This is a genomic window from Mesorhizobium opportunistum WSM2075 (genome assembly GCF_000176035.2).
Taxonomy (GTDB): domain Bacteria; phylum Pseudomonadota; class Alphaproteobacteria; order Rhizobiales; family Rhizobiaceae; genus Mesorhizobium; species Mesorhizobium opportunistum.
The window spans coordinates 3,907,186-3,919,344 of record NC_015675.1 but is presented as its reverse complement, the minus strand read 5'-3'; the positions used below and the strand labels follow the sequence as shown (position 1 = coordinate 3,919,344).

Sequence of the window (12,159 nt, the reverse complement as noted above, 5' to 3'; positions counted from 1 at the left end):
AAATCTACTTGATTTTTTCATGAGCTTGATTTCTCATGAAATTCGGATGGGAATTTTCATGAAGAGCGCTTTGCCCGCCACGGCCGCACGAATATTTCAGGGGTCCGACGAACGCGTGCTGGCCAGCGACATCAGAGCCTTGCGTCGCGTTCGCGGGCTGACGCTGGCCGAGATCGCGCTGAAACTCGGCCGTTCGGTTGGATGGCTCAGCCAGGTCGAACGTGGCCTCTCGACGCCATCGGTCGGCGACCTCAGGGCTTTCGCCGAATTGTTCGGCGTGCCGATCAGCCTGTTCTTCAGCCATGAGGTGCCTGTCGAGAGCGAGCGCGGCGTGGTGGTGCGTGCCGGCAGGCGCCGCTCGCTTGGCACCAGCGAATCCGGCTTGGTGGAAGAACTCCTGTCGCCCGATCTCAGTGGTAGTTTTGAAATGGTGCGCTCGATCTTCGCGGCGGGCGCGGAGATGAAGACCGAGCAGCTGCGGCCGACCGAGGAAGCCGGCTATATCGCCTCGGGCATTTTCGAGATCGAGATAGCGGGCGTCTGGCACCGGCTCGGCGAAGGCGATTCCTTCCGCTTCGAAGGCAAGCCCTATCGCTGGCGCAATCCAGGCACCGAGCCGGCGGTTGTCATCTGGGTGGTTTCGCCACCGGTCTATTAAGTTTCAAGTCGGGAGAAGAACATGGCGGGTTTGCCAAGCACGGCGCGCGTGGTGATCATCGGAGGTGGCGTGGTCGGTACTTCCGCGCTCTATCATCTCGCCAAGGCTGGCTGGACCGACTGCGTGCTCGTGGAGAAGAACGAGCTGACCTCCGGCTCGACATGGCACGCAGCCGGCAATGTGCCGACCTTCTCCTCGTCCTGGTCGCTGATGAACATGCAGCGCTATTCGACCGAGCTTTACCGGGGCCTGGCCGACGCCGTCGACTATCCCATGAACTATCACGTCACCGGCTCGCTGCGGCTCGCCCATTCGAAGGAGCGCATGCAGGAGTTCCAGCGCGCCAAGGGCATGGGCCGCTACCAGGGCATGGACATCGACGTGGTCGGCGTCGACGAGATCAAGCGCCGCTATCCCTTTATCGAAACGCATGACCTGGAAGGCGCGCTCTACGACCCCAGCGACGGCGACATCGACCCGGCGCAGCTGACCCAGGCGTTGGCCAAGGGCGCGCGCGACATGGGGGCCAAAATCATCCGCTTCTGCCCCGTCACCGGCGTGCGCCGCGAGAACGATGAATGGGTGGTCCAGACGGCGCAAGGCGAAATCCGCTGCGAAATCGTCGTCAATGCCGCCGGTTATCGTGCCGCCGAAGTGGGCCGGATGTTCGGCCGCGAGGTGCCGATGATGGTGATGAGCCACCAGTACATCCTGTTCGAGGAAATCCCCGAACTCGCCGCATGGTCCAAGGAACAGGGCAAGAAGCTGCCGCTGCTGCGCGATGTCGACACGTCCTACTATCTGCGCCAGGAAAAGGCCGGCATGAATCTCGGCCCCTATGAGCGCAATTGCCGCGCGCATTGGGCTGATCACAACGATCCGATGCCGGACGATTTCTCTTTCCAGCTTTTCCCCGACGATCTCGACCGGCTGGAACATTATCTGGCCGATGCCGTCGCCCGCGTGCCGATCCTGGGCACCGCCGGCCTGTCCAAGGTCATCAACGGACCGATCCCCTACGCGCCGGACGGCAACCCGCTGATCGGCCCGATGCCAGGCGTTCCCAATGCCTTCGAAGCCTGCGTCTTCACCTTCGGCATTGCCCAGGGCGGCGGCGCCGGCAAGGTGCTCGCCGAATGGGTTACGCAAGGCCAGACCGAATGGGACATGTGGTCGTGCGACCCGCGCCGCTTCACCTCTTTCGCCGCCGCACCCGACTATTGCGTCGCCAAGGGCATGGAAATCTATGGCAATGAATACGCCATCCAGTTTCCGCGCCACGCCTGGCCTGTAGGGCGCGATCGCAAGCTGTCGCCGATCCACGATCGCATCAAGGCGCTGGGTGCCCGCTTCGACGCTTATAATGGCTGGGAGCGCGCCACATGGTACGCGCAGGACGGCGACGACATCTCCGAGGAAGCCACGCTGACCTTCCGCCGCGACGGGCCGTGGCAGCATCGCGTGCGCGAGGAATGTCTCGCCGTGCGCGACGCCGCCGGCATTCTGGACCTGCCCGGTTTCTCCCGCTTCAACCTTGAAGGCCCAGGCGCGGCCGAATGGCTGAGCCTGCAGGTCACCGGACTGGTGCCGAAGCCCGGCCGCATCGGCCTCGTCTATTTCGCCGACGATAAGGGCCGCATCGTCACCGAAATGTCCGTGGTCCGCCACGACGAGAATCTGATGACGCTGATCACCGCAGCGGTGGCGCAGTGGCACGATTTCGAGTGGCTGAAATCGCGTATGCCGGGAGATGCGACCTTCAAGCTGATCGACCGAACCGAGGAATTCTCCACGCAGATCCTGGCCGGACCCAATTCGCGAAAAATCCTCGCAGAAGTTTGCGACGCCGACCTGACGCTGCCATGGCTGACGCATCAGGAAACGAAAATCGCCGGCCGTTGGGCGAAGCTCGTGCGCGTCTCCTTCGCCGGCGAACTCGGCTGGGAAATCCACACCAGGGTCGACGACACGGCCGCCATCTTCGATGCCATCTGCGCGGCAGGACAAAACCATGGGCTGAAACCGTTCGGCATGTACGCGCTGGATTCGCTCAGGCTCGAAAAAGGCTACCGCACCTGGAAAGGTGACCTGTCGACCGACTATTCCATCCTGCAGGGCGGGCTTGAGCGCTTCGTCAAATGGGAAAAGCCAGACTTCCGCGGCAAGGCCGCACTGCAGAACGAGAAGCAGCAAGGCGTGAAGAAGCGCTTCGTCACGCTGGTCGTCGAAAATCCCGGCGATTGCGACGCACCCTACATGTCGACGCTGTGGCACGATGGCCAGATCGTTGGCGAGACCACGTCGGGCGGCTGGGGCCATCGCATCGACAAATCGATCGCGCTCGGCATGCTGCGCGCCGATTTGACCGAACCCGGCACCGCCGTCGAAGTCGAAATCTTCGGTGATCGCGTCAAGGCGATCGTACAGAAGGACGAACCCCTGTGGGATCCGAAGAACGAGAGGCTGCGCGCATGAAGACGGTCATTCTCACCGATGGCGGCATGGGCCAGGAACTGGTGCGGCGCAGCAAGTCCGAGCCGACGCCGCTATGGTCGGCAAGGGTGCTGATCGACGAACCGGACCTCGTGCGCGGCCTGCACGCGGAATTCATCCGCGCCGGCGCGCGCGTCATCACAATCAACACCTATTCGGCGACGCCCGAACGCCTGGCGCGGGAGGGTGCCGAAGACCTGTTCAAGCCACTGCAGAAGCGCGGCATCGAATTGGCCAGGCAGGCCCGCGATGCAGCCGGCGATGCGACCATCGCCGGCTGCCTGTCACCGCTTTTCGGCAGCTACGCCCCGGCGCTGACCATTTCCTATCAGGAAACGCTCGACATCTACCGCCGCATCGTTGCCGAGCAGGCGGATGGCGTCGACCTCTTCCTGTGCGAGACGATGGCCTCGTCCGACGAAGCGCGCGCGGCGGTTACCGCTGCATCGGAAAGCGGCAAGCCCGTGTGGGTGTCATGGACACTTGCCGACCATGGCGCGCCGCGTTTGCGCAGCGGCGAGACGATAGCCGGCGCGTCCAGCGCGCTTGATGGCCTGACCGTCGCGGCGCGGCTGCTCAATTGCTGCCGGCCGGAAGCGATCGCCGCCGCCTTGCCTGAACTGATCGACCTCGGCGGCCCGGTCGGCGCCTATGCCAATGGCTTCACCTCCACCGAAGCGCTCAAGCACGGCGGCACGGTGGATGTTCTGCACGCCCGCCATGACCTTGGCCCTGATGCTTACGCCGACCAAGCGACCGGCTGGGTCGAAGCCGGCGCTACTATCGTCGGCGGTTGCTGCGAAGTCGGGCCACCGCATATCGCCGCCCTGCGCGACCGGCTCGAGCAGGCCGGCTATGAGATTTCGGGAGTTCAATAATGCCAAGACCATCATCGCGCATTTCCGGTATCGTACCTTCCGGCAAGGATGGCTGGGAGGTTCATTTCGCCGCCTGGACACGCAAGGAAGCTGGCGAAGACATCATCATGCTGTCGGTCGGCGATCATGATTTCGACACGCCCTCGGAAACGATCGAAGCCTGCGTGACCGCGGTTCGCGGCAGCAATCACCACTATACCCCGCTGCCCGGCCTGCCGCGCCTGCGCAAGGCGATGGCCGTGGCATCGAGCGCCTGCACGGGCGTGGAGACGGTGCCGGATCAGGTGATCGCCACGCCGGGCGGCCAGGCCGCCCTTTACGCGGCCGTGCAGGCCGTGCTCGACCAGGGCGACCACGCCATCGTCGTGGCGCCTTACTACGCCACCTATCCCAACACATTCAGCGCCGCCGGCGCCAGTTTCACCGTCGTCGAGACGCCGGCCGAGGATGGCTTCCAGCCCCGCGCCGACATGATCCGCGCGGCGATCAGGCCCAACACGCGCGCCATCCTGATCAACACGCCGAACAACCCGACAGGCGCCGTCTATTCGCGCGAACGGTTGGAACAGCTGGCCGAGATTTGCCGCGAGCACGACCTCTGGCTGCTGTCGGACGAGGTCTACTGGACGCTCGGCGGCGGCGAGCACGTCTCGCCGCGCTCGCTGCCCGGTATGGCCGAGCGCACGCTGGTCATCAATTCCATGTCCAAGAGCCATGGCATGACCGGCTGGCGCATGGGCTGGCTGACCGGTCCCAGCGAGATGATCACGCTGCTGATCAACCTCAACCTGGTGACGACCTACGGCCTGCCGGCCTTCATCTCGATCGCTTGCGCAGAGGCGCTGGAGAACCGCTATGGCGTCAAGGACATCGCCGAGCGCTACGCGGCGCGCCGCACCGTCTTCATCGAGGCCGTGCGCGGCATGAACGATGTCACCGTGCGCGGTTCAGAGGGCGGCATGTATGTCATGCTCGACATATCCAATGTCGAACCCGACGACGAGAAATTCGCCTGGGCCTTGCTCGACAAGGAGAATGTCGGCGTGATGCCCGGCTCCAGCTTCGGCGAGGCCGCCGCCGGCCACATCCGCATCAGCCTCTGCCAGCCTGAGCCCGTGCTGCGGGAAGCAGCGCTGCGGCTGCGCCGTTTTGCTTCCAGCTATCGCCGCGAGGCCGCATGACGACCATCCTCACCAAGGCCATCCCTGCCAAGGCAAGGGCGGTCATCATCGGCGGCGGCGTCTCCGGCTGTTCGGTCGCCTATCACCTCGCCAAGCTCGGCTGGACCGATATCGTGCTGCTCGAGCGCAAGCAGTTGACGTCGGGTACGACATGGCACGCCGCTGGCCTGATCGGCCAGTTGCGCGGCTCGCAGAACATGACGCGGCTGGCGAAATATTCGGCCGACCTCTACGTCAAGCTGGAAGCCGAGACCGAGGTCGGCACCGGCATGCGCCAGGTCGGCTCGATCACCGTGGCGCTGACCGAGGAGCGCAAGCACGAGATCTATCGGCAGGCCTCGCTGGCCCGCGCCTTCGATGTCGACGTGCGCGAGATTTCGCCCAGCGAAGTCAGTGAGATGTATCCGCATCTCAATGTCTCCGACGTCGTCGGCGCCGTGCATCTGCCGCTCGACGGCCAGTGCGACCCCGCCAACATCGCCATGGCGCTTGCCAAGGGCGCGCGCCAGCGCGGCGCCACCATCGTTGAGAATGTGAAGGTGACGAAGGTCCACACCAGGGACGGTCGCGTCACCGGCGTATCCTGGGCGCAAGGTGACGAAACAGGCATGATCGAGGCCGACATCGTCGTCAACTGCGCCGGCATGTGGGCGCGTGAACTCGGCGCCCAGAACGGCGTCACCATCCCGCTGCACGCCTGCGAGCATTTTTACCTTGTCACCGAACCCATCCCCGGTCTCGGCCGCCTGCCGGTGCTGCGCGTGCCGGACGAGTGCGCCTACTACAAGGAAGACGCCGGCAAGATGATGCTCGGCGCCTTCGAGCCGATGGCCAAGCCCTGGGGCATGGACGGCATCCGCGAGGATTTCTGCTTCGACCAATTGCCCGAGGACATGGACCATTTCGAACCCATCCTCGAAATGGGCGTCAACCGCATGCCGATGCTGGCCACCGCCGGCATCCACACCTTCTTCAACGGACCCGAGAGTTTTACCCCCGACGACCGCTATTATCTCGGCGAGGCGCCGGAACTGCGCGGCTATTGGATGGCGACCGGCTACAATTCGATCGGCATCGTCTCGTCCGGTGGCGCCGGCATGGCGCTGGCGCAGTGGATCAACGACGGCGAGGCGCCCTTCGACCTGTGGGAAGTCGACATCCGCCGTGCCCAGCCGTTCCAGAAGAACCGCCGCTATCTCAAGGAGCGCGTCTCCGAAACGCTCGGCCTGCTCTACGCCGATCACTTCCCCTATCGGCAGATGGCAACGTCGAGGAATGTCCGGCGCTCGCCGCTGCATGAACACCTGAAGGCGCGCGGCGCGGTGTTCGGCGAGGTCGCGGGCTGGGAGCGGGCCAACTGGTTCGCCCGCGAAGGTCAGGAGCGCGAATACCACTATTCCTGGAAGCGGCAGAACTGGTTCGACAACCAGCGCGAGGAACATCTGGCGGTCCGCGACAAGGTCGGCCTGTTCGACATGACCTCGTTCGGCAAGATCCGCGTCGAGGGCCGCGACGCCTGCGCTTTCCTGCAAAGGCTCTGCGCCAACGACATGGACGTGGCGCCCGGCAAGATCGTCTACACCCAGATGCTCAACAAGCGCGGCGGCATCGAAAGCGATCTCACGGTCTCGCGCCTGTCGGATACCGCCTACTTCCTCGTCGTGCCGGGCGCCACGCTGCAACGCGATCTCGCCTGGCTGCGCCGGCATGTCGGCGAGGAATTCGTCGTCATCACCGATGTGACCGCGGCCGAAAGCGTACTTTGCCTGATGGGTCCGAACGCCCGAAAGCTGATCCAGAACGTCAGCCCCAACGACTTTTCCAACGAGAACAATCCGTTCGGCACGTTCCAGGAGATCGAGATCGGCATGGGCCTCGCCCGCGCCCACCGCGTCACCTATGTCGGCGAACTCGGCTGGGAGCTCTATGTCTCGACCGACCAGGCCGCCCATGTCTTCGAGGCGATCGAGGAGGCCGGTACCGATGTCGGACTGAAACTCTGCGGCCTGCACACGCTGGATTCCTGCCGCATCGAAAAGGCCTTCCGCCATTTCGGCCACGACATCACCGACGAGGACCACGTGCTGGAGGCAGGGCTCGGCTTCGCGGTGAAGACGGCCAAGGGCGACTTCATCGGCCGTGATGCGGTGCTGCGCAAGAAGGAGGCCGGACTCTCACGCCGGCTCGTCCAATTCCGCCTGAAAGACCCGCAGCCGCTGCTCTTCCACAACGAGGCGATCCTGCGCGACGGCAAGATCGTCGGCCCGATCACCTCGGGCAATTACGGCCATCATCTCGGCGGTGCGATCGGGCTCGGCTATGTACCCTGTCCCGGCGAGAGCGAGGCCGATGTGCTGGCCTCGTCCTACGAGATCGAGATCGCCGGCGAACGTTTTGCAGCAGAGGCGTCGTTGAAGCCGATGTATGATCCCAAGGCCGAGCGAACGAAGATGTAGCGCCCTCTTCCTTCTCCCCGTTCCACGGGGAGAAGGTGGCCCGAAGGGCCGGATGAGGGGCGGCGCCAGCATTCGAAAGTTCGCGCTGCCCCTCATCTGCCTGCCGGCATCTTCTCCCCGTGGAACGGGGAGAAGGACGCTAATTCCCTCAAAACCTTTCCAGCTTCGCCCTCACCTTCCCCAGAAACGCCGCCCTCGATTGTGGCGTCGAGGCATCCATCAGATAATGCGCCAGGAAGAACGTCCGGCAGCGCGTCGCGCAGAGCGCCCGCATGCCGCGCAGCAGGGTCTTGCGCCCGGGTTGGCCGACTACGACGCTCCACCAGGTCGGCGCGCCGCAGGTGGTGATGACGCCGACCTTGGTTACATGCGTCATCAGCGATTTGATCCGCCCCTTGCCCACCGGCAGCTTGAAGGCGACATCGGTCGCCCAAACCCGGTCGAGCCAGCCCTTCAGCATCGCCGGCAGCCCGTACCACCAGGTCGGATAGACGAAGAGGATCGCCTCGGCCCAGTTGAGCAGCTCGAAATGCGGCTTCAGCGCCGGGTCCCGCGGCGCCTGGTTATTGTAGCCGCGCCGCTCGTCGCAGCCCATCACCGGATCGAATTTCTCGGCATAGAGGTCGAGCAACCGCACCTCCCAGCCTCTTTGCGTCAACACCTCGACAGCGGCATCGCGGATCGCGGCGCAAAAACTCTCCGGCACCGGATGGCAATAGACGACCAGCGCGCGCATCAGAAGGCATCCATGCTGGCCGCGGTCTTGGCCATGAAGGCCTTGCGGCTGTCGTCGGTCGACAGGTTCATCGCGTAATGCGCGAGGTATGTCACCGGCGCACCAGGTTTCACGGTGGCGCGCAGCATGCGCTTGATCAGCTTGCGCGGCGGATCGCCCATCAGCATGGCGCGGAAGCGGCTGCCGCCATAGGTGGTGACGGCGGCGACCTTCTTGATGTTGTGCAATGACGGCTGCACCTTGCCGTCGACCAGCTTGAACGACACGCCGGGCAGAAAGACGCGATCGAAGAAGCCCTTCAGGATCGCGGGAAAGCCGTAGTTCCAGACCGGATAGGAAAGCACCAGCGCATCGGCCCGCAACAGGCGCTCGACATACGGCGCCACCGCGTCTTCGGGGCCGCGCTGATTGTGATAATCCAGCCTCTCCTGGTGCGTCAGCCGCGGGTCGAAATCCTCGGCGTAGAGATCGCAGTCATCGACCGCATGACCCGCCGCCGTCAGCCGCTCGACGATCACCCGGTGCAGGCCGGCATTGAAGCTGGTCTCGACCGGATGGGCGTAGAGGACGAGGATGTTCACGGTGAAACATCCCCTATGTTAGCGCGAGGCGCCGCCCTCTGCCCTGCCGGGCATCTCCCCCGCAAGGAGGGAGATTGGCAGCTTGGCCGCTGCGGCCAACCTGCCACGCTGCCAATTAGCGAAAGCGTTGCGGCAGCCCGATCTCCCCCCTTGCGGGGGGTGAGGAGTGGTCCGCGCAGCGGACGGGAAGCCAATTGCTTGGCTTTCCTAGCGACGAACGCCCGGAGCGACAGCGAAGGGCCCGGTCCGGCAGGCCAGAGGGGGGTGTTCAAGCGCGAACCTCTCCTCATCCCACCCTCTGCAGCCCCCTGAACAAAAAAGTCCGCCCCGAACGATAGTCATAATCCGGATTTTCCCAGGCGATCATCTTGCCGGGATTGAGCAGCCCCTGTGGGTCGGTCTCGCGCTTGAAGGCGAGCTGCACCGCGTCGGTCTGCTTCATGCCGCCCTCTTCCAGCGTATAGCGGTGCGGGTTGAAGATCGGGCAGCCATTCTCCTCATGCAGGCGGATGATCCCGTCGAGCCGCGCTTCGGTGGTGAACTTGACCAGCGGCAGGCCGAAACAGGTGATGTTGCCGTCCAGCCGCACGAATTCGAGATGCGAAAACACCTCGCCGGGAAACATCGCATCCATTTTCTCGACCAGCGCCAGCTGCTTTGGAAAAGGATAGAGCGATTGCAGATAGGTGATCGAAGGGTCAACCCGCAGCGCTCTCAGCGTGGTGTGGTTCCAAGCCAGCTCATAGGCCGGCGGCAGACCCTTTTTCTCCTCCAGCGTTGCCGTCGCGGCATTGAAGATCAACTCGCCGCCGGCGCGGCGGGTGAAGGCGAGGAAAGCATCCAACCCATGCCGTGCCACCATGACGACGCAGATGCTCTGCCCTTCCCGTAGGAATTTCTGGTGCCGCTTGAAATAGAGCTGCGGCACGGGCGCGGCGATCGGCGTGATCAGCTTGGTCAGGATGCCGTCCTGGCACGCCAGGGCATTGCCGTAGCGCGCCGCGTCCATGAACTTGTCGAAGCCGACGATGACATCGACCCACTCATAGGCAGCGGTCAGCGGCATCTCGACTTCCGAGATGATGCCGTTGGTGCCATAGGCGTGGGTCACCTTGTGCAAATCCTCGCCGGTGAGTTCGAGCGCCTTCGGTTCGGCCTCCATGGTCACCACGCGCAGGCGCAGCACATTGCCGAAATCACGCAGGCCGCCGAAATTGATCGAGCCGACACCGCCCGAGCCTCCGGCGATGAAGCCGCCGATCGAGGCAGTGTTGTAGGTGGAGGGCGACAGCCGCAACTCCTGGCCGGAATGCGCCCGCGTCGCCTTGTCGATATCGGCCAGGATTGCACCCGGTCCCGTCACGACACGGCCCGGCGCGATCGACTTGATCTCGTTCATCTCGGCAAGATTGAGCACCACGCCGCCGGACAGCGGCATCGCCTGGCCGTAATTGCCGGTGCCGCTGCCGCGTGGCGTCACCGGCACGCCATGCCGGTGACAGGCGGCCAGCACGCGGATCAGTTCGGCCTCGTTCTTCGGCGTCACGATGAGATCGCCGGTGACATGGTCGAGCTGCCGCTTGAGCACCGGGCTGTACCAGTAGAAATCGCGGCTCTTCTGCTGGACGATGGCCGGATTGTCGTCGATCTTCAGCCCTACGAGATCGCGTTTGAGCGCCGAGACGTCCATCATTCCACCATCAGTCCATCAAGTTCGGCATAGTCGGGCAACTGCCGGTCGATCGCGCGCCCGCCGCGCACGACGATGCGATCCGATTCGGGCCGCGACAGCAATTCGGTCCAGCTCCTACCTTTGAACAGGATGAAGTCGGCATCGCCACCGTCGGCAAGCGTGCCGAACCCGTCGAGCCGCATCACGTCGGCCGGCGTTGCAGTGACCGTCCGCGGCCAATCCGCGACCGGGTGATCGAAATGCAGGATGCGCGTCGCCATGCGGTAGACCTCCAGCATGTCGAGGTCGCCATAGGCATAGAAGGGATCACGCGTGTTGTCTGAGGCGACGGCCACCGGAATGCCCCTCGCCTTCATCTCGTGCAGCAGCGTCACGCCACGCCAGCGCGGCGTGGTTTGATCCGTGCGTCGATCCTGCAGATAGAGATTGCACATCGGCAGCGACACGACGGCTAAGCCGGCCTTCGCCACCTTGTCCAACGTGTCCAGCACGTCGAGATCGAGCTGCCGCGCCAGCGAACAGCAATGGCCGACAAGGATCTTGCCCTCGAAGCCGTTCCACAGTGCCGCCTCGGCGATCTTCTTCAGCGAGATCGCGGCGGCATCGTCCGTCTCGTCGGCATGGAAATCGAGGTCGAGGCCATGCTTGATCGCTTGCGCGAAGACCTGGTCGAGCAGCTCTTCCAGGTCCGGCACCATATAGGTGACGACGCCAAGCACCCCCTTGGCCGCTGCAACCCGTTTCGCCAGCCTGTCGAACCATTTTCTGTCGCGCACGCCCTCGATGCCGAGCAGGCAGGCGCCCTGCAATTCGATGCGGCCACGCCATGTCTCGCGCATCGTCTCGAATACCGGCCAGGAAATCTCCTCCTGCGGCGCGACGCTGTCGATGTGGGTGCGCAGCGCCCTTGTGCCATGCGCGTAGGCAGAGCGCAGCGAGAAATCCATCCGGCGCGCCACGTCCTCGGCGCTCCAGCGGGCTGTGCGGTCGGCGCCGGTGGCGTTCAGCGCGCCCATGAAGGTGCCATCCGGATTGGGTTTTCGCGGCCAGATATGGCCCTTGTCGATATGAGTATGGCAGTCGACGAAACAGGGCAGGATGATGCGACCGCCGAGATCGACGCCATCGGCTGGTGCCGCTGCCTGGTCATGCGCGGCAATGCCCGCGATCTTGCCATCGGCGACAGTGATGTCGGCCAGCGCAAAGCCATCGCTGTCGAAGACGGCGGCGAAGCCGGGCGTAACAGACTGATGAACACGTGCTTTGGCAAGGTGGTAGGAACCAGAGGCTGGTATCAAGGCCCGCCCCCCTGTGCCCTGCCGGGCATCTCCCCCTCAAGGGGGGAGATTGGCAGCGTCGGCGCCGGCTCATTTTTTTCAATATTGGAGATTGGCGAAGATCGTGACAGCGGCCAATCTCCCCCCTTGAAGGGGAGATGTCCGGTCCACCCTCCGCAGCTGCAGCGCAGCTGCTGCGGAGGACG

At 64.1% G+C, this 12,159-nt stretch carries 9 protein-coding genes; 5 read left to right on the top strand and 4 right to left on the bottom strand.

Annotated elements, in window-relative coordinates; all coding sequences use genetic code 11:
- Window positions 1–58: 58 nt before the first annotated feature.
- From MESOP_RS18910 to MESOP_RS18890, 5 genes are read left to right on the top strand one after another with little or no spacing between them, the layout of a single operon-like run.
- Window positions 59–658: a helix-turn-helix domain-containing protein gene (locus MESOP_RS18910; RefSeq protein ID WP_013894945.1), complete on the top strand. Its 600-nt coding sequence runs from the start codon at window positions 59–61 to the stop codon at window positions 656–658.
- A 21-nt stretch (window positions 659–679) separates the two neighbouring features.
- Window positions 680–3,133, top strand: coding sequence for a GcvT family protein (locus tag MESOP_RS18905; RefSeq protein WP_013894944.1), 2,454 nt, complete (start codon window positions 680–682; stop codon window positions 3,131–3,133).
- Entirely contained in the window at window positions 3,130–4,029 is a 900-nt protein-coding gene (locus MESOP_RS18900; protein WP_013894943.1) for a homocysteine S-methyltransferase family protein, read from the top strand. Before MESOP_RS18905 ends, MESOP_RS18900 begins: the two co-directional genes overlap by 4 nt.
- Complete coding sequence (locus tag MESOP_RS18895; RefSeq protein ID WP_013894942.1) at window positions 4,029–5,210, top strand: pyridoxal phosphate-dependent aminotransferase; 1,182 nt, start codon at window positions 4,029–4,031, stop codon at window positions 5,208–5,210. Before MESOP_RS18900 ends, MESOP_RS18895 begins: the two co-directional genes overlap by 1 nt.
- On the top strand, window positions 5,207–7,666 hold the full coding sequence (locus MESOP_RS18890; RefSeq protein ID WP_013894941.1) for a GcvT family protein: 2,460 nt from the start codon (window positions 5,207–5,209) through the stop codon (window positions 7,664–7,666). The genes MESOP_RS18895 and MESOP_RS18890 overlap by 4 nt, the downstream gene beginning before the upstream one ends.
- 148 nt (window positions 7,667–7,814) lie before the next feature.
- Here the strand turns inward: MESOP_RS18890 and MESOP_RS18885 are convergent, their stop codons facing one another.
- The 4 genes from MESOP_RS18885 to MESOP_RS18870 form a co-directional block, all read right to left on the bottom strand.
- Window positions 7,815–8,402 (bottom strand): NAD(P)H-dependent oxidoreductase, encoded by a 588-nt coding sequence (locus MESOP_RS18885; protein ID WP_013894940.1) that lies wholly within the window; start codon window positions 8,400–8,402, stop codon window positions 7,815–7,817.
- Entirely contained in the window at window positions 8,402–8,983 is a 582-nt protein-coding gene (locus MESOP_RS18880) for an NAD(P)H-dependent oxidoreductase (RefSeq protein ID WP_013894939.1), read from the bottom strand. The genes MESOP_RS18885 and MESOP_RS18880 overlap by 1 nt, the downstream gene beginning before the upstream one ends.
- A gap of 286 nt (window positions 8,984–9,269) precedes the next feature.
- A complete protein-coding gene (locus MESOP_RS18875; protein WP_013894938.1) occupies window positions 9,270–10,673 on the bottom strand; it encodes an FAD-binding oxidoreductase in 1,404 nt (467 codons plus the stop codon).
- Window positions 10,673–11,974 (bottom strand): cytosine deaminase, encoded by a 1,302-nt coding sequence (locus MESOP_RS18870; protein WP_013894937.1) that lies wholly within the window; start codon window positions 11,972–11,974, stop codon window positions 10,673–10,675. Before MESOP_RS18870 ends, MESOP_RS18875 begins: the two co-directional genes overlap by 1 nt.
- Window positions 11,975–12,159 lie beyond the last annotated feature (185 nt).